This is a genomic window from Kiritimatiellia bacterium (assembly GCA_018001225.1).
In the GTDB taxonomy this organism is placed as follows: domain Bacteria; phylum Verrucomicrobiota; class Kiritimatiellia; order CAIQIC01; family JAGNIJ01; genus JAGNIJ01.
This window is the reverse complement of record JAGNIJ010000004.1, coordinates 1-18,529: the sequence shown is the minus strand read 5'-3', so window position 1 is coordinate 18,529 and position 18,529 is coordinate 1. Positions and strand designations below refer to the sequence as shown.

Genomic DNA, 18,529 nt, shown 5'->3' with positions numbered 1-18,529 from the left:
TGACCGCTCAAGCATGTAAGGGTACGGTATAGACATCATGAACAAGCTATCGACAGATAAGCGGGTCCGGCTGCTACGGTGCCTCGTTGACGGGGCCAGCATCCGCGCCACGGCCCGGATATGCGACGTGGCAATCAATACCGTGGTCAAGCTGCTGGTTGACGCTGGCCGCGCCTGTTCGCTGTACCAGGATAAGGCATTCCATGACCTGCCCTGCCAGCGTATCCAGTGTGACGAGATTTGGAGTTACATCTACGCCAAAGAGAAGAACGCGCCAGAGGCGTTGAAGAAGAAGGGCAAGGCGGGTGACATCTGGACCTGGACGGCGCTCTGTGCGGACACAAAGCTGGTTCCCTGCTGGTTCGTCGGCCCCCGCGACGCTGGCGCGGCCTACCACTTTATCCATGACCTTGCGGTAAGGCTCCGCAATCGGGTCCAACTGACGACGGACGGACACAAGGCGTATCTGAACGCTGTCGAGGACGCCTTTGGCAGCGAGATAGACTACGCCATGCTGGTCAAGCTGTACGGGAACGCGCCGGAACATCCCGATAACACGAAGTACAGCCCGAGCGTCTGCATGGGGTCGCGTGTGGCCCGTATCAAGGGCGATCCGAAGTACGAGCACATTTCCACAAGCTTTGTCGAACGGCAAAACCTTACCATGCGGATGAACATGCGGCGGTTCACCCGCCTGACCAACGCCTTTTCTAAAAAAGCCGAGAATCACGAGGCGGCGGTTGCCCTGCACTTCATGTACTACAACTTCTGCCGGATTCACCAGAGCTTGAGGATCACCCCGGCTATGGCCGCAGGGGTAACGGACCACGCTTGGGAGATCGAAGAACTACTCGTAATCACCGACCAGGCAGCGAGTTGACGAGTCTCAAGATATAGCCTCTGTACATCCATCCCGAATCGAGGTAAATTGCATTGATGGAGAGCAGCACCATGCATGACATCCGGTCAGATATTGCCGCGTATGCGAAAATGAAGCAGGAACTTGAGCTCCAGCATATGGGGAAGTGGGTGCTCGTTCACGAAGGTAAACTTGATGCCATTTACGATTCTTCTGAAGAGGCTGCGCGGCAAGCTGTGAACAAGTTTGGGCGTGGGCCATACTTAATACGGCAGATTGGCGCGCAAGATATTGTTCTGCCAGCTTCCGTCATGTATAGGCTCGTTCATGCCTGAAACTCTGTGTGGCTTCAACGATGTACCTGGCGGCGCGTCCGGAGCCGAACAACTCGTCGCATATGGGCCTACCATAAAGGTAGACATTGGATTCGATGCTACGTACAAGTCAGCCTCCGGGGTGCGGCCTGTCCCTGGAATACATGCAGTTGATGCTCTTGTTGACACTGGCGCGACAGAGTGCTGCATTGATAGCATGTTGGCAACGCAGTTGAACCTGCCGATTGTTGATCGTCGCCAAATCGCCGGCATACATGGCAGACAGGAAATCAACATTCATTTGGCGCAGGTGCATATTCCGTCATTAAACTTCACGATGTACGGCATGTTTGCTGGCGTTCACCTTGCGGCTGGTGGACAGCCGCACAAGGCGCTTATTGGTCGAACATTTCTTCGCCACTGCACAATGGCCTATGAAGGCAAGTCTGGAACGGTTCGGATCGCAACCTCGTAATTCATCCGCCTAATAAACGCAGGCGGGTCGGCGGGGGTTTTCAAATTAATACACTACCCGCCCGTTGCATTACGCCGGATGTGGATTAGGTTCTGTCATGAAGCCCATGGCTCTGGCGGCGGCCGGATTGATCCTGGCCGCGGCGTGTGCCCCTGCGGCGCAATGGCCGTCGATCACCCTGGCGCCCGTCGCGACCAATCTCGAGGCGCCCGCCCACATCGCGTACGCCGGCGACGGCAGCGGACGGCTTTTTCTTGTCGAGCAGCGCGGACGGGTTCGCATCCTGCAGGAGGGCGTGCTGTTGGCCCAGCCGTTTCTGAACATCACCAACCGCGTGCTCTACGGCGGGGAGCGGGGCCTGCTCTCGGTGGCCTTTCCCCCGGGTTTCGCGGACAAGCAGTACTTCTACGTCAACTACACGCGCACCAACGGCGGGCCGAGCATCGTGTCCCGCTTCCACGTGACGGCGACCAACGCGAACCAGGCTGACCCCGAGAGCGAGGAGCGTCTGCTGATGGTTCCGCAGCCGTTCTCGAACCACAACGGCGGTCAGTTGGCGTTCAGCCCTTCGGACGGCTGTCTCTACATCGGTCTCGGCGACGGAGGCTCGGGCAACGATCCGCAAAACAACGGGCAGAACAAGACGAACCTGCTCGGTAAAATCCTGCGAATCGACGTGGAGCCCGCCAACGGAACGAACTATACGATCCCGCCGAGCAATCCGTTTGTCGGCAACCCGGCTTACCGGCCGGAAATCTGGGCCCTGGGCCTTCGCAATCCATGGCGTTTTTCCTTTGACCGCGTGACGGGCGATCTCTACATCGCGGACGTGGGCCAGAGCGACTGGGAGGAGATCAACGTCCAGCCCGCGGCCAGCCCGGGCGGCGAGAACTACGGGTGGCGCGTCGTGGAGGGGTTTCACTGCACCGGCCTCGATCCGTGCGTCACCAACGGCTTCACGACGCCGGCTTGGGAGTACGATCATTCGCTGGGCTGTTCGGTCACCGGCGGCGAGGTCTATCGCGGCAAGCCCTGGTCCGTCATGTACGGCGCCTACCTTTACGCGGATTACTGCAGCGGGCGAATCTGGGGCCTGCGCATGGAGAACGGCGCGTGGACCAACACCGAACTTTTCGACGCGTCCTTCAACATCACGACCTTCGGGTCCGACGAGTATGGGGGACTCTACCTTTCCGATTACGGCGGGGGGCGCGTGCTGCGCGTGGACGAAATCCATAACGACGGCGACGCGGACAATCTGCCCGATGCCTGGGAAAGTTACTACGGGTTCAGCACCAATGCACCGCCCGATCCCGCCGGCGATTTCGACGGGGACGGTTCGCCGGACGCGGACGAGTACACGGCGGGGACGGACCCGACCAACGGGCTCTCCGCGTTGAAGCTGGAAGCTCCCCGGCTTGGCGGCGACGGGCTGCCTGTGTTCAATTGGGCGGGGACGCCCGGCCGGCGCTACCGCCTGGAAATGACGGCCAGCCTGTTCGAGCCGTTCGGCGTTCTGGCCACCAACCTGGCCGATCCCTCGCTGTGGAACGAGCGGACCGACCCGGGGGCGACGGGCGTCGCGTTCCGCGCCTACCGCCTCGCGATCGAATCCGCGCCTTGATGCGCTGCGGAGCGACCTGCTACGCTTTGGGCATGGCGTCGAAGATAGAACGTGTTCTCCAGTACGCGCGCCGGGACTGGTCCGCGGCCAGCTTGGTGGCCTCCAATGTCCTGACCCTGGCGATGGCTCTGATCGGGGACTGGAACGCCGGCACGCTCATGTGGGTCTACTGGGGGCAGAGCGTCATTATCGGGTTCTTCAATTTCCTGCGCATCCTTTCTCTGAACGAGTTTTCCACGAAGGGCGTGGAGTCCAACGGAAAGTCGGTGGACCCCACGCCGGCGACCCGCCGCGGAATGGCCTTCTTCTTTCTGTTTCATTACGGTTTCTTCCATTTGGTCTACATGGTCTTCCTGGTTGGCTTGGCGGCCGAAGGGCTGGCGCAGGTCGCCGCCATCGGCCTGTGCCTCGCCGCGTTTCTGGTGAATCACGCGTTCTCCTTTTTCTACAACCTGAAATCCGATCGCCGGAATGTCCGGAACATCGGCACGGTGATGTTCTTCCCGTACGCGCGGATTCTCCCGATGCACCTGACCATCATCTTCGGGTCAGCCCTGCCGTGGAATCGGGCCGTGCTGCTGCTGTTCCTGTCGCTGAAGACGGCGGCGGACTTGGTCATGCACGTCGTTGAGCACGCCGCGCTTGGGGACAACCCGAGCTCCTGAAAGGTGGCGCGGCCGTCCCGGCCGCGATGGTCGCGTCATTTCTTCCGGTACACGTGCGTGCAGTGCCCGAGGAGCATCTCGGCCGCTTCCATCACGGTCTCGGACAGCGTGGGGTGGGGATGGATCGTCAGCGCGAGGTCTTCCGCCGTCGCGCCCATCTCGATGGCGAGCGCCGCCTCGGCGATCATGTCGCCCGCGCCCGGCCCGGCCATGCCCACGCCCAGCACGCGGCCGGTCTCGGGATCGGCGATGAGCTTCGTCACGCCTTCCGGCCGGTCAAGCGTCAGCGCTCGGCCGGACGCCGCCCACGGGAACCGCGCGACCTTGACCGGTTGGCCCGTCTTCTGGGCCTCGGTCTCGGTCAGGCCGCACCACGCGATTTCGGGATCGGTGAAGACCACGGCGGGAATGGCCTGCGGCTCGAAGACGGTCTTCTTCCCGAGCGCCGCCTCCACCGCGACCTTGGCCTCGTGGGTCGCCTTGTGCGCGAGCATCGGTTCGCCCGCGACATCGCCGATGGCGAAGATGGAGCGCTCCGCCGTGCGCCGTTGCCCGTCGACTTCCACGAACCCCTTGGCGTCCACTTTGACGGCGGTGTGTTCCAGGCCCAGGTCCCCGGAGTTCGGCTTGCGACCGACCGATACAAGCACGCGGTCGAAGATCTGGACCGGTTCCTTGACGTCTTTGCCCTCGAAACGAACGCGAATTCCGTCCCCGGTATCCGCCATTTCCGCGACCTTGGTTTCGAGCAGAATCGCGGCGAACTGCTTGTCCAGCCGTTGCGCCAGCGACCTCACGAGGTCGCGATCCGCTCCCGGCAGCAGGCCGGGCAGCATTTCGACGACCGAGACACGGCTGCCGAGCGCGGCGTACACGGAGCCCAGTTCCAGCCCGATGTAGCCGCCGCCGACGACCAACAGGCTTTTCGGAACGGACTCGAGGGCGAGCGCCGCGGTGGAATCCCAGATCCGGGCCGAAGCGGGCAGCCCGGGGATCGTCGCCGGGCGCGACCCGCTGGCCAGGATGGCCTGCTCGAACTCCAGCTTCTGCTCGCCGCTTTCCGCCGCCACGACGAGACGGCCGCCGCCGGAAAAGCGCGCGCGCCCCCGGATGAACTCGATGTTCCGCTGCTTGCGGAGTTGCCCGAGCCCGCCGGTCAGCTTTTCGATCACGCTGTTTTTCCAGGCACGCAGCTTTTCGATGTCGAGCTGCGGGGCGGCATACTTCACACCCCAAGCCTCGGCCTCGCGGGTTTCGTTGAGCAGTTTCGCGACGTGGAGCAGCGCCTTGGACGGGATGCAGCCCCGGTAGAGGCATACCCCGCCGGGATGGGCCTCCTGGTCCACCATCGTGACCTTCATGCCGAGGTCCGCCGCCAGGAAGGCCGCCGGGTACCCGCCCGGCCCGCCGCCGATGACCACCAGTTGTTTCTTGTCCATGGGATGTTCAGTGCAGGGGCGCCGCTGGCCGGCGCCCGCGGGCGTCGCGAGCGACGCCCCTACGGGTTGATTTCAGGCAGCCTTTCATGCGGTCGTCAACCTTCCAAAGGAATCAACAGGGGCTCTTCGATAGCCTCGACGACCCAGCGCAGGAATCGCGCGCCGTCCGCGCCGTCGATCAGCCGGTGATCGTAGGAGAGCGACAGGGGCAGCATCAGGCGCGGCTGGCAGCAGCCGTCCTTATCCGTGAACGCCGGCTCGCGGCGGGCTCGGCCGATGCCGAGGATCGCGACCTCGGGGTAATTCACGATCGGCGTGAAGTGCGTCCCGCCGATTCCGCCCAGGTTGGTCACCGTGAACGTGCCTCCCTGCAGTTCCTCCAGCCCGATCTTGCCGGAGCGGGCCTTGTCCGCGAGCCGTGAAAGCTCCGCGGCGATCTGGATGATGTTCTTCTTTTCCACGTCGCGGATGACGGGCACCAGCAGCCCGCGCTCGGTATCGACGGCCACGCCCACGTTGTAGAACTTCTTGAGGATGACCTCGCCGCCCGCCGCGTTGATGCTGGCGTTGAATTTCGGGAAGGTCTTGAGGGCGGCGGCGACGATCTTGATCAGCATGGCCGTCACGGTGAGCTTGGCACCGGCCTTCTCGGCCCGGTCGGCCAGCTTCTTCCGGCGTTCCTCCATGTCCGTGATGTCCGCCACGTCGAACTGCGTCACGTGGGGGATTTGCGACCAGGCCAGGGCCATGTGCTCCGCGGTCTTGCGGCGTACCGCGTTCATGGGTTGGAGCTCGACCTCGCCCCAGCGCGTGAAGTCGGGGAGGGGCGGCGCGGCGGGTCCGGTGGCGCCGGCGGCGACCTGCGGGCGCGCGGTATTCAGTTCTTTTGCGAACCGCTTGACGTCTTCTTCCGTGATCCGGCCGCCGTCCCCGTTGCCGGGAACCTGCTGGATATCGATGCCGATCTCGCGCGCAAATTTTCTCACCGAAGGGGCCGCGGCAACCGGGAGTCGGCCGGTGCCCGGCTCGGCCGGGGCGGCCGGGACTGGCGGCGCTGGTGGGGGCGCGGGAGCCGGGGTCTGCTGGACAGGTGCCGAAACCTTTTCTTTCTTCGGTGCGGGCGTTGCGGGCGAGCCGGAGTCCTCCATCGTCAGAATCAATTGCCCGATCTCCACCTTGTCTCCGGCCTTGACGTGGATTTCCGCGACGCGGCCCGCGAGCCCGGCGGGAACTTCGACGACCGCCTTGTCCGTTTCCATTTCAAGGACGGGCTGCTCACTGGTGATCGTGTCGCCAGCGTTCACCAGGACCTTGACGATGGTCCCGCCCTTGATGTTTTCACCCAGTTCGGGAAGCTTGAATGGCAACGGCATCGCGAAGTCCTTTCTGATTCCCGCTATTGTGCCGCATTTGCGGAGGATTTCAAGGCGGGTCCGACGCCGGCTTGCTCCGGCGCGGGTTCGAGGGTATGATGGACCATGCGATGAACGCGCGGTTGATGCGTACGGCATGGCGGCTGGCCTTGGCGGCCTGCGCGGGGCCGTGGGCCGTCGAAGCCCCAGCCGCGGTTCGCTATGTATCTCCTTCAGGCCTGCACCAGCCTCCCTTCGAGACCTGGACCGACGCCGCCACGAACATCCAGGCCGCCGTGGACGCGGCGGGGATGGGAGACGTCGTGCTGGTGACCAATGGCACGTATGCCCCCTTTGTCGGCATTGAAACTGTCTTTATGACGGCGTCCAACGTTCCCGCCCCCACGGTGGTTACAGCTTCGGCCCATTTCAACTCTTCCTACGAAGGCTGGCGGGCGTTCAGCAGCAACGGTTTTTGGGCGCTGCCGGTCGGTGCCGCGCCCCAGTGGATCGTTTATGATTCAGGCGTGGCGGGCGGATTGGAGATCGACTCCTATCAGTTGATCTGCCCGGATCGGACCAGCGGGGACCAGAGCGTGTCCGGCTGGGAGATCCAGGTGTCGGAAGACGGGATTTCCTGGGCTTCGATTGATTCGCGGAGCGAAGCGTTGACGGAGGATGTTCATTACTACTACGAGACGGCACAGCCGGCCACGGCCCGGTATGTGCGCGTGGATATCCATGCCGTGCGGGATCCCGCGAACGGCGCCACCTTGAGGATGGCCTTCGGCCATTCGCTGGTGGTGACTTCGGTTAACGGCGCTGCGGAAACGATCATCGACGGGCAGGGGGGGGCGGGCGTGTGGCTGGGGACCGCCCGGCTGGAAGAATTTCAAATAACGGGCGCCACGGGGTACGGCGTCTTCCTGGGCGATATCCGCCACTGTGTGGTCAGCAGCAACGTGGGCAGCGGCATCAGTTGGGCCCGGCGCGTGGAGCAGTGCGAGATAGCCCGCAATACGGAGTATGGCGCCGCGAACGTGTACGTCCTGGAACGCTCGGTCATAGAGAACAACGATCGGAGCGGCGTCTACAACTGCCATCAGACGGACCGGTGCCTGATTCAAGGGAACGGCGCCTTGTCGGGAAACGGCGGCGGCGTCTACCTCCAGGGCGTGGCCGGCGCGGGCGGGATTGTTTCATCCTGCACGATTGTCTCCAACCTGGCCGTTTCCGGTGCGGGCGTGTACACCACGTCCGGCATGGTGCACAACTGTTTCTTGAGCGGCAATACCGCCAGTTACCGGGGCGGCGGGGTGTACGCCCTCAACGGCGTAGGACGGGTCGTCAATTGCACTGTTGTGAACAATGCGGCCGCGGAAAGGGGCGGCGGAATCTACTGGGCGGTCGTGTACAACAGTATCGTGGTGGATAACCTGGGCGTGGCCGGGCACTCCAATCACAGTGCGGCTACCTTTTCGTATTCCTGCGCCATGCCGCTGCCCGTCGGGGCGGGGAACATCGCGGAGCCTCCCGGCCTGATTTCCGTGAACTCCCCGCATGTGGCTTTGGCCTCGCCGTGTGTGGACGCCGGCAGTCTCGCGCTGGCGGCGGGGGATTTCGACATCGATGGCGAGCCCCGAATCTGGGGAGACGGCGTGGATATCGGCTGCGACGAGGTTTATTCCCCAGGCCTCACGGGGGCGCTGGCCGTGGTCTTGAGCGCGAATTTCTCCCGGGCCGTGGTGAACTACCCCGTGCAATTCGATCATGCCGTGCTGGGGAAAGCCGAGGGATTCCTGTTGTCCTTCGGAGACGGCCAGGTGGTGACCAATGCGCCGTCCGTCATTCATGGCTTTGGCGCGGCCGGCCTCTACCCGGTCGTTCTGACCGCTTGGAATCTCGACGGCAGCGCCAGCGCGACGACCACGGTAGAGGTCTTTGACGGCTACACGAACTACGTCTCGTTGTCCGGTGGTCACCTGTGGCCCTTCACGAACGAGCCGGACGCCGCGACGGATATCCCGGCGGCCATCTCGGCCAACATTCCCGGAGGCGTGGTGATCGTCGCCGATGGCACCTATGACCAGGGCGGTGTGCTGGTGACCGGCGCGCTGACCAATCGCATTGCGCTGACGAACGCCGTGACGGTGCGAAGCATGAATGGACCGGGCGGCGCGATCGTGGCGGGACGGGGTCCTGCCGGGCCTGCCGCGGTGCGCTGCGCGTACATCGGTTCCGGCTCGCGGCTCGAAGGCTTCACGCTGACCAACGGGTGCACCCTGGCCGGCGGCGCCGAGGCCGAGACCCATGGCGGCGGCGCCTGGTTGGCTTCCGGTGGAGTGATGTCCAACTGCGTGGTGTCGGGCAACAGGGCTTCCGGGGGAGGCGGGGGGCTTCGGGGCGGTGAAATCTGGGACAGCCTCCTTTCCGGGAACACGGCCGCGCAGGGCGGCGGCGCCCTCGGTGGCATGGTGCATAACAGCCGGATCCTGGCCAACACCGTGTCGAGCAACGGGGGCGGCGCGCTCGGCGGCGCCCTGCGGAATTGTCTCGTCGCGGACAATCGTGCCCGCTACGGCGGCGGCACCGCGTGGAGCACCAACACGCACTGCACCCTGACCCGCAACGAGGCCGGCTTGTACGGCGGGGGGGCGTATCGTTCGTACGCGGTCCACTGCGTCATTTTCCACAACGCGGCCTCGAACGACTGGCCGGAGTACTTCAACAGCATCTGCGATTTCACCTGCACGCGCCCGGATCCCGCCGGGACGGGCAACGTCACCAACGACCCGCAGTTCGTGGACCTCATCGGCGGGGATTTCCGGCTCTTGGAAGGCTCCCCCGCCGTGGATGCCGCCCTCGGCGGCGGAAGCCCCGCCGCGGACCTCGACGGGGTGCCGCGGCCCCTGGACGGCAACGACGACGGGGCCGCCGCGCCGGACATGGGCGCTTTCGAGACGATCCATGCCTCGGCCGATACCGACGGGGACGGGCTCGGCGATTCCAACGAGTACTACAGCGTGGGCACCAGCCCCGTGCTTCGGGACACCGACGGGGACGATCAATCCGATGGCGACGAACTCATCGCCGGGTTCGATCCGCTGGACATCGACAGTTTCTTCGCGATCCTCCGCGTCTCGCCGCCCCGCTCGACGGTCGCGGCGTTCTACTGGCCCGGTGCGACCGGCCGGCTGTACACCCTCCGGGTAACCCCCTCGCTGGAGCAGGAATTCACGAACCTGCCGGAATACGTTGATCAGCCGGGCTTCGATGGAACGATGGGCTTCACCAACCCGGTTCCCTCCAGCATGGAATTCTTCGGCGTCAGCGTCCGCCTGGGGCCGTGACGCGGGGGGGGGCGCTTCTCTGGCGGCTCACAGAACCGCCGCTACAGCATGAGCACTGTAGCGGCGTTTCTATGAAACGCCTTTCTACCGCAGCATGGGGCTGACGCGCTCCGGGTCGATATCGAGATCCTTCATCGCCTTCTCGACCGTGACCGCGGGGAGGGTCTGGTCCCAGGCCAGGTAGGCCAGCGTCGCGAGCGCGATGTGGCGGGCGTCCACCTCGAAGAAGTCGCGCAGGGCCTCGCGGCCGTCGCTGCGGCCGAAGCCGTCCGTCCCGAGCGCCAGCAGCTTGCGCGGCATCCAGCGGCAGATCGAGTCCGGCAGGGCCTTGACGTAATCAGACGCCGCGATGATGGGCCCGGCTGCGCCGCCCAGGCATTGCGCGGCGTAGGATACCCGGGGCGTCGCTCCGGGATGCCGGACGTTCCAGCGCTCGGTTTCCAGGGCTTCGCGGTGCAATTCCTTGTAACTGGTCACCGACCACACGTCCGCGGCGACGCCGTACTTTTCCGCGAGGATCGACTGGGCTTTGAGCGCTTCGTTCAGGATCGCCCCGCTGCCGAGAATCTGGGCCGGATGCCCCTTCCCGGCGGCGGCCCGGAACTTGTACAGCCCGCGCAGGATGCCCTCCCGCGCGCCCTTGGGCATGGCGGGCTGGGCGTAGTTCTCGTTCATCACGGTGAGGTAGTAGAAGATGTCCTCGCGGTTTTCGTACATCCGCCGGATGCCGTCCTCGATGATCACGGCCAGTTCGTAGGCGTAGGCCGGGTCGTAGGCCATGAGGTTGGGCACCGGGAAGGCCAGCAGGTGGCTGTGCCCGTCCTGGTGCTGGAGGCCCTCGCCGGCCAGCGTGGTGCGGCCGGCCGTCCCGCCGAGCAGGAAGCCGCGGCAGCGCGAGTCGCCCGCGAGCCAGGCCAGGTCGCCGATCCGCTGGAAACCGAACATGGAGTAGTATATGAAAAACGGGATCATGTTGATCCCGTGGTTCGCGTAGGCCGTGCCCGCCGCGATGAAAGACGACATGGAACCGGCCTCGTTGATGCCCTCCTCGAGGATCTGCCCGTTCTGCGCCTCCTTGTAGTAGAGCAGGCTGTCGGCGTCCACGGGCTCGTAGAGCTGGCCGGCGTGCGAGTAGATGCCGCACTGGCGGAAGAGCGCCTCCATGCCGAAGGTCCGCGCCTCGTCGGGCACGATGGGCACGATGTACTTCCCGAGCTTCGGGTCCTTCAGCAGCTTGGCCAGGATTCGCACGAACGCCATGGTCGTGGAAACCTCGCGGTCACCCGTGCCCGCGAGGAATTCCTGGAACGTGTCCGGCGCGGGCGCGCCGGCGGAGACGGTCGTGGGTCGCCGCTCGGGCAGGAAGCCGCCCAGCGCCTTCCGCCGCTCCATCAGGTATTCCATCTCCGGGCTGTCGTCCGGCGGCCGGTAGAAGGGCACCTTGTCGATCTCCGTGTCGGAGATCGGAATGCCGAACCGCGAGCGGAACTCGCGCAGTTCGTCCTCGTTGAGCTTTTTCTGCTGGTGCGTGATGTTCTTGCCCTCGCCGCTCTCGCCGAGCCCGTAGCCCTTGATGGTCTTGGCCAGGATGACCGTCGGCGTGCCCTTGTTCTCCGTCGCGGCCTTGTAAGCGGCAAAGACCTTCTCCGGATCGTGGCCGCCGCGCCGCATTTTTTGCAGCTGTTCGTCGGACAGGTGCGCGGCCATTTCGAGCAACTCCGGGTACTTTCCGAAGAAATTCTTGCGGATGTAATCGCCGCTGGAGACGACATATTTCTGGTACTCGCCGTCCACCGCCTCGCCCATGCGCCGGACGAGCAGGCCGTCGCGATCCTTCTCCAGCAGCGGGTCCCAGTCGCCGCCCCACACGACCTTGATCACGTTCCAGCCGGCGCCGCGGAACGCGGCCTCCAGTTCCTGGATGATCTTGCCGTTGCCGCGCACGGGCCCGTCCAGCCGCTGGAGGTTGCAGTTGATGACGAAGATCAGGTTGTCGAGCTTCTCGCGCGAGGCGAGGGTGATGGCGCCCAGGGTTTCCGGCTCGTCGGTCTCACCGTCGCCGAGGAACGCCCAGACCTTCTGGTCGCTCTTCTCCTTGAGACCGCGGTCCTCCAGGTAGCGGATGAACCGGGCATGGTAAATGGACGTGATGGGCCCGAGGCCCATCGAGACCGTCGGGAACTGCCAGAAGTCCGGCATCAGCCACGGGTGCGGATAGGAGGACAGGCCGGGCTTGTGGTGCAGCTCGTGCCGGAAGTTGTCGATCCGCTCCAGCGGCAGGCGCCCCTCCAGGAAGGCCCGGGCGTAAATGCCGGGGGACGCGTGGCCCTGGAAGTACACCAGGTCGCCGGGGTGGTTCTCGCTGCGGCCGCGGAAGAAGTGGTTGAACCCGACCTCGTAGAGCGTCGCCGCGGAGGCGTAGGTGGAGATGTGGCCGCCGATCCCGGCCTCCTCGCGGTTGGCGCGCACGACCATGGCCATAGCGTTCCACCGGATGATGCTCTTGATCCGCCGCTCGATCTCGCGGTTCCCGGGATAGGGCGGTTGGTCGCCGACCGGAATCGTGTTGATGTACGGGGTGTTGGCCGAAAACGGCATCTGCACGCCGGACCGCTGCGCGTGCACCTGCACCTCGCGCAGGATACGCTGCGCGCCCTCCGGCCCGGAGCGTTCGAGCAGGTCGTTGAAAGAGTCAATCCAGTCGCGGGTCTCCAGGTCCAGGGCGGCCGGGTCCGGCTGCTTCGATTTGCTCATGTTGCATTCCTCTTGTTCAGGGAAAAGGCGCGCGGGGCGCCGCGACGACGGCCTAACATACCCGATAAAAACAGGGCTTCAAATCGAATCTGGTTAGACCCCCAGGCAAGCTGGCGGGGGTCCGCCGTTTAGGGCTAGAGCGATGTGTCGTCCTAGCGATGGAAGCGTTTCTTGCGCCGGTGGCGGGGCGCGAAGGAGCGGGTGACGCCCCGGGGCGCCGCGACCGGGGCCGGCGCGCCGCCGCGGGTGGCCGCGGGCGGCGGAGTTCCGCGGTGAGGCGTCGCCGCCGCGGGCCTTGCCGTATAATTAAAACCGTCGAGTTTCCGGCGCTCGATGGGCGCGCCGAGGACGCGCTCGATGGCGCGGACCACGCCTTCGTCTTCCGGGGTGACAAACGTGAAGGCATCCCCCGTTTTGGCCGCGCGGCCGGTCCTGCCGATGCGGTGCGTGTAGTCGTCCACGGTCTTCGGCATGTCGTAGTTGATCACGTGCGAAATGCTGGAGACGTCGAGGCCCCGGGCGGCCAGGTCGGTCGCCACGAGAACCTGGAACCGGCCGCTGCGAAATCCATCCATGGCCTGCTGCCGCTGCCGCTGCGACATGTTGCCCTGCAGGCTGGCGGCGCGATGGCCGGTCTGGCCCAGGTGCGCGGCCAGGCGCTTGGTCCGGTGCTTCGTGCGCGTGAACACGAGAACGGATTCGCGGTCGGTCTGTTCGAGGAGGGCCGTGAGCAAGGGTGTTTTCAGGTGCGCGGCCACGGGGTACAGGGCGTGGGAGACGGATTCCGCGGGCTTGGAATGGGCGATTTGCATCGTGACCGGGTGGCGCAACACCTCGTGGGCCAGGCCGCGGACCTCGTCGGGCATCGTGGCCGAGAACAGCAGGGTCTGGCGCCGGGCCGGCAGTTTCGAGAGGATCTTCCGGATATCCGGGAGGAACCCCATGTCGAACATGCGGTCCGCCTCGTCGAGCACAAGGCATTCCACGTGCGAAAGATCGACCGTATTCTGCCGGATGTGGTCCAGCAGGCGTCCGGGGCAGGCGACGACCACTTCCGCCCCTTGCCGGAGCCCGGCCACTTGGGGCGACATGCCGACGCCGCCGTAAATGGTGATGCACCGGAGATTCGTATGCGCCCCGAGCTGGATCAAGGCCTCGCGGGTCTGTTCCGCCAGTTCGCGGGTCGGGCCGACGATCAGGATCCGGAGACGGTGGCGCGGCCCGTTGATGAGTCGGTGCAGCAGCGGAATGCCGAAGGCCGCGGTCTTGCCGGTGCCCGTCTGGGCCAGGCCGATGACGTCGTGTCCCTCCAGGATCGCGGGGATGGCCTTGCGCTGGATAGGCGTCGGCACTTCAAAGCCCAGGCCCCGGATATTCTGCCGGATGCGCGCGTCAAGCTGGAGAAGGTCGAAGCTCATGGGGCACTCCGGTGGTCGCGTCGGTGGGCCCGGCTCTGGCGCCCCGGAATCTTTTCGAGCTTCATCTTCAGGCGGAGGTCCTGCTCGTCGGCGATGATGTCGTGGGCTCGCAGGTCCGGGTGGCAGTCGGTTTCGGCGTAACCGGAGGGTTTCCCGGTTTCGCTGTTGACCACCCAGGAGGCGGCCGGACGGGGCGGACCGAGCAGCACGGCCAGCGACGGCGTGGGCACCCGCAGGAAACCCGCGACGTCCCGGTACGTGGCCCGCAGCCTGTTCCGGTTCAGGAAATCCAGAACCCGTTTAATGTTCGTATCCATGCACGCCTTTCTGCGCGGACTGTCGTGCTTTCGATCGGCCGCCGGGGAACTTTCAGGACAGGTCCATCCATGAACCGGTGAGAGAGCTCTCACTTGCAGGATAGCAGGCCGGGCCCCGGATGACAAGGGCCGCGCGGAGTTTACTCGGTCACCAGGAATTCGCTCCAGGCGGCGAGATGCCGCGCGTGAACCCCCCGGATTTTGAGCAGGTGCTCCAGCGAGGGATGCGGCCGTGTTTCCACGATCCGCCGGGCCAGGACGGGCCCGATGCCGCGGACGGCGTCCAGTTCCTCCGCGGTGCAGGTGTTGATGTTCAGCGGGAATTCCGGCATGACCTGCCCCTCCAGGTCCATCCGGATGGCCTGCAGTTCGCTGTCTTCTTTCCTCTGCTGCGCGCGAAGTTCCGCCAGCCGCTCGGAATCCGCGTCGGTCCATATGCCGGCCCGCTTCAGCATGGCGGCCGCCTCGAGGTCCGACAGGCGCGCCCGCATTTCGTTGCGGCCGGTGCCGTCCGGCGTCTGGCGTCCGACCCCGTAGGTCCGTGCCAGGCCCGCCCGCACGAGCAGTTCCGCGAGGTCCTGGCCGTCGGCCGTCCTCACGAAGGCGTAGAACCGGTGCTCCGGCGACCGTCCCAGGGCCGCGGCATACGAAGTATACACTTCGAAGGGCCGGGCCAACTGCTCCCGGACGAACTCGGCGGCCCGTTGTCCGTACTCGATGATTTTCTTTTCCCCGGGCAGGCCGAAGTACCGCATCTGCTCCCGCACGCGCCGCACGTCCACGTCCCAGCTGGCCTCGAGTTCCGGCGTGTCCACGAAGTACAGCCGGACCCGGAGCCCCTGGCCCTGGGCCTCGATGGCGAAACTGTCCCCGTCGTTGCCGGGCGCCTCCGCCAGCACGGCGTCCCGCAGGCGCGTGAGGGTCTTGTCCTCTCCGGCCCGTACCGCGATGCCGTCGGCCAGGGCGCAGAGCACCGCCAGCAGCGCCAGTCTCTTTGAAAATCGGTTCTTCATCGTCTCCCCACGGCCTCCGCCGCCGGCAGGTCCAGTGGAACTGCGCTGCGCGCGCGCCTTCTGAACCGCAGCGCGCGGGTGTATCCGCACTCCCGCGCCAACTGAACGGCGCGCTTGAATTCGGCGCCCACCTGGTCCGGCTGGTGGGCATCGGAGCCGAACACGATCGGGATGCCCCGCTCGCGGGCCCAGGACAGGAGCAACGGCGACGGATACATCTCCTTGACCGCGTGCCGCAGGCCCGACGTGTTGATCTCGATCGCCATGCCGGCGGCCGCGATCCGGTCCAGGGCGGGCAGGGCGCACTCGCGCAGGTCGCGGTCCGGCAGCCGGCCGCCGTTGCGCTTGAGCATGTCCAAATGCCCCACCACGTCGTACAGGCCGCTGTCCGCCAGCTTCCCCACGAGTTCGAAGTACCGCTTCCACGTGCCGCGCATCCCCCCGAAATCCCAGAGCGGCTTGAATTCGGTCGCGTCCATGGCCGGGGGGCTCAAGTAATGAATGGAGCCGAGCACCACGTCGAAGGGTTGGGCGGCCAGCCAGCCGGCCATGAACGATTCGCAGCCCTCGAAGTAGTCCGCCTCGATGCCCAGCAGCACGAGGCCCGGCTGGTCGCGCTGCGCGGCCTCGACGCCCCGGAGGTATTCCGGGAACTGGTCCATCTCCATGCGGTGGCGCGGATCGTAGTTGAATGGGGTGGGGCCGTGATCCGTGGCGGCGAGTTCCGGCAGGCCGCGCGGCCGCGCGGCGCGGGCATAGTCGATCGGGTCGCCGGCTGCATGTTTGCAAAGCCGCGTATGGCTGTGGTAATCGGCGGGCAGGCTGGGCATCGTGTGGATCATGTCGGCACAATGTAGGAGGCGGGTCGCGGCCTGTCAAACCGGGCCGCGGCGACGCACGCCCGTTGACAGTCCGGCGCGCTTTTCCCATAGTTCGGGAGATGCCGGTCCCCACTTTCCATCTGCGGTGTGCGCTGGGCGCCCTGCTGCTCGCCCTGCGGGGCGCAGGGGCCGAACCGGTCCTGGCCCTGGAGGAGGCCGTCCAGGCCGCGCTGGCCCACAACCGCTCGCTGCGCCTGCTGGAATTGAGCCTGGAGTCCAGCGTGTTGGGCGTGGCGCAGGCCCGCACGGAGTTTTCGGTCAGGCTGCGGCCCGAAGGCGAGGTGGCGGCCGATGACGAGGGCGGGCAGTCGGGCGCCGGGCTGGGCGTCTCGAAGAAGCAGGGTGTTGGCACCTCGCTTTCGGTCGACGGGCGCTGGACCCGGACCGGCTTCGACGAAAGCCCGGACCTCCATCGCGGCGTGGTCCAGGTCGAGGTCCGCCAGCCGCTCCTGCGTCGCTTCGGCCGCCTGGTGAACGAGGAGCCCGTCGTCCAGGCCCGGAGCGGCGTCCAGGCCTCCCGCCGCGAGGTCGAGCTGTGGCGCACGGATCTGGTCGTCCAGGTGGTCGAGGGCTACGAGGAAATCCTGCGGCTGCAGCGGCAACTGGAGTTTGACGAACAGGCGCTCCGGCGTTCCGGGCAGCTCCTGCGCCTCACGCGCGCCCGCGAGCAACAGGGGCGCGCGACCCGCGTCGATGCCCTGCGCGTGGACCTGCAGCACGGCGAGAACCAGATCCGCCTCAACAAGACGACGGAGGATATCGAGATCGCCCGCGCGGCGTTCGCCGAGTTGCTGGGCCGCGAGCCCGGCGCGGAGATCGTGGTCACCAACACACCCCTGCTGGAGATCGCGATCCCGGGCCGCGACGAGGCGGTGGGCCTGGCGCTGTCGAACCGGCTGGATTACGCGCAGGTCCTGGCGGACAGCCGGGACGCCGAGCGGGGCGTCCGGATCGCCCGCCGGAACCTGCTGCCGGACCTGGAGCTGATCGCGCGGTACGAACGGTCGGGCGAGGGGTCCCGCTCCTCCGACAGCTTCGATCTCGACGAAGATGCCTGGTTCGTGGGCCTGGCGGCGGATACGGACCTGCGGCGCCAGGACGAAAGGCTGGCCCTGGGGCAGGCGATGCTGCGCGGCGAAAGCGCCCGCCAGACCATCGAAATCGTCCGCTCGGGCCTGCAGCGGCAGGTGCAGACGGTCCTGGCCTCCTACGAGCGGGCGCGCCGCGAAACGCTGTTTGCCGAGCGCAACTACCGCCTCGCGGAAAGCCGTGCCCGGCTGGCCCGCCGCATGTTCGAGATCGGCAAGGGCGATAACTTCACCGTCACCGACGCGGAAAACGCGCTGCTGGAAGCCCGGAATCGCATGCTGATGTCCCAGGCGGAAGTGACGATCGCCGCCTACCGCATGTTGCGTACGCTGGGCACACTGATGGACTACCCGGCCGATCTCAAGCCGGAGCCCGACGGGGCCGCAGGAGGGGGAAGGCCATGAAAAAAATACTCGGCTTGGCGGCGGCCGCGGGGTTGGTGGTGCTGGCCCTGGCCTTGCACCGGCGGAGCGGCCGGGATTTGCTGGACAGCGCGGTGGTGGTGCGCGGCCCGATGGAAGTGCGGGCTCTCTACGACGGCACGCTCGAGTCGCGGCGCGTGGAGGACATCATGTTCCTCTCCGGCGGCCCGGCCACGATCGCGGAACTGGTGGCGGAGGGATCCCGCGTTCAGCCCGGCGATCTCCTGGTGCGGTTCGACGCCTCGCAGATCGAGCAGGGCCTGCTCAAGCTCGAGCGCGACGAGGCGCTCGCCCGGGCCGACCTGGAAAGCCTGGAAAACGCCAAGATCCCGCTGGAAATCCGCGAACTGGAGGTCAACCACGCCAAGGCCGTCAGTGATCACGAGGCCGAACGGCAGTACCTCGTGGACAGCCGCCAGCTGCTGGAGGAAGGCCTGATCTCGGAGCAGGAGGTGCAGCAGCAGGAGGTCAAAGTCGCCGCGGCGCCCGCGCAGGCCGAACGGCTGGCCCTCCAGCTGGAGTTGACGAAGAAATTCCTGCATCCCTCGGCGCTCGAC

15 protein-coding genes are annotated in these 18,529 nt (G+C 65.9%); 8 read left to right on the top strand and 7 right to left on the bottom strand.

Annotated elements, in window-relative coordinates; genetic code table 11:
* Positions 1–37 precede the first annotated feature (37 nt).
* The 5 genes from KA248_02340 (at position 38) to KA248_02320 (ending at position 3,937) form a co-directional block, all read left to right on the top strand.
* On the top strand, positions 38–880 hold the full coding sequence (locus KA248_02340) for a DDE-type integrase/transposase/recombinase (protein MBP7828738.1): 843 nt from the start codon (positions 38–40) through the stop codon (positions 878–880).
* A gap of 71 nt (positions 881–951) precedes the next feature.
* On the top strand, positions 952–1,194 hold the full coding sequence (locus KA248_02335; protein MBP7828737.1) for a hypothetical protein: 243 nt from the start codon (positions 952–954) through the stop codon (positions 1,192–1,194).
* A complete protein-coding gene (locus tag KA248_02330) occupies positions 1,187–1,648 on the top strand; it encodes a retroviral-like aspartic protease family protein (GenBank protein MBP7828736.1) in 462 nt (153 codons plus the stop codon). The genes KA248_02335 and KA248_02330 overlap by 8 nt, the downstream gene beginning before the upstream one ends.
* 97 nt (positions 1,649–1,745) lie before the next feature.
* A complete protein-coding gene (locus KA248_02325; GenBank protein MBP7828735.1) occupies positions 1,746–3,272 on the top strand; it encodes a PQQ-dependent sugar dehydrogenase in 1,527 nt (508 codons plus the stop codon).
* Between the two features lie 32 nt (positions 3,273–3,304).
* Complete coding sequence (locus KA248_02320; GenBank protein MBP7828734.1) at positions 3,305–3,937, top strand: hypothetical protein; 633 nt, start codon at positions 3,305–3,307, stop codon at positions 3,935–3,937.
* A 35-nt stretch (positions 3,938–3,972) separates the two neighbouring features.
* Here KA248_02320 and lpdA read toward each other — a convergent pair whose 3' ends face one another.
* Complete coding sequence (gene lpdA / locus KA248_02315; protein ID MBP7828733.1) at positions 3,973–5,376, bottom strand: dihydrolipoyl dehydrogenase; 1,404 nt, start codon at positions 5,374–5,376, stop codon at positions 3,973–3,975.
* A gap of 95 nt (positions 5,377–5,471) precedes the next feature.
* Positions 5,472–6,749, bottom strand: a complete 1,278-nt coding sequence (locus tag KA248_02310) for a 2-oxo acid dehydrogenase subunit E2 (GenBank protein MBP7828732.1) — start codon at positions 6,747–6,749, stop codon at positions 5,472–5,474.
* Positions 6,750–6,844: 95 nt separating this feature from the next.
* On the opposite strand from KA248_02310, the gene KA248_02305 reads away from it, so the two are divergent.
* On the top strand, positions 6,845–10,078 hold the full coding sequence (locus tag KA248_02305; protein MBP7828731.1) for a discoidin domain-containing protein: 3,234 nt from the start codon (positions 6,845–6,847) through the stop codon (positions 10,076–10,078).
* A gap of 84 nt (positions 10,079–10,162) precedes the next feature.
* On the opposite strand, the gene aceE is transcribed toward KA248_02305, so the two are convergent.
* From aceE to KA248_02280, 5 genes are all read right to left on the bottom strand, one after another.
* Positions 10,163–12,832 carry a pyruvate dehydrogenase (acetyl-transferring), homodimeric type gene (aceE, locus tag KA248_02300; GenBank protein ID MBP7828730.1) on the bottom strand — a complete coding sequence of 890 codons (2,670 nt, stop codon included), beginning with the start codon at positions 12,830–12,832 and terminating at the stop codon, positions 10,163–10,165.
* A 152-nt stretch (positions 12,833–12,984) separates the two neighbouring features.
* On the bottom strand, positions 12,985–14,250 hold the full coding sequence (locus tag KA248_02295) for a DEAD/DEAH box helicase (GenBank protein MBP7828729.1): 1,266 nt from the start codon (positions 14,248–14,250) through the stop codon (positions 12,985–12,987).
* Positions 14,247–14,567 (bottom strand): hypothetical protein, encoded by a 321-nt coding sequence (locus tag KA248_02290; GenBank protein ID MBP7828728.1) that lies wholly within the window; start codon positions 14,565–14,567, stop codon positions 14,247–14,249. The genes KA248_02295 and KA248_02290 overlap by 4 nt, the downstream gene beginning before the upstream one ends.
* Before the next feature lie 140 nt (positions 14,568–14,707).
* A complete protein-coding gene (locus KA248_02285; protein MBP7828727.1) occupies positions 14,708–15,580 on the bottom strand; it encodes a helix-hairpin-helix domain-containing protein in 873 nt (290 codons plus the stop codon).
* On the bottom strand, positions 15,577–16,422 hold the full coding sequence (locus tag KA248_02280; GenBank protein ID MBP7828726.1) for a histidinol-phosphatase HisJ family protein: 846 nt from the start codon (positions 16,420–16,422) through the stop codon (positions 15,577–15,579). Before KA248_02280 ends, KA248_02285 begins: the two co-directional genes overlap by 4 nt.
* Positions 16,423–16,520: 98 nt before the next feature.
* On the opposite strand from KA248_02280, the gene KA248_02275 reads away from it, so the two are divergent.
* Complete coding sequence (locus KA248_02275; protein MBP7828725.1) at positions 16,521–17,954, top strand: TolC family protein; 1,434 nt, start codon at positions 16,521–16,523, stop codon at positions 17,952–17,954.
* Positions 17,951–18,529 (top strand): hypothetical protein (locus tag KA248_02270; protein ID MBP7828724.1); only part of this gene is annotated, 579 nt, incomplete at its 3' end. The genes KA248_02275 and KA248_02270, both read left to right, overlap by 4 nt.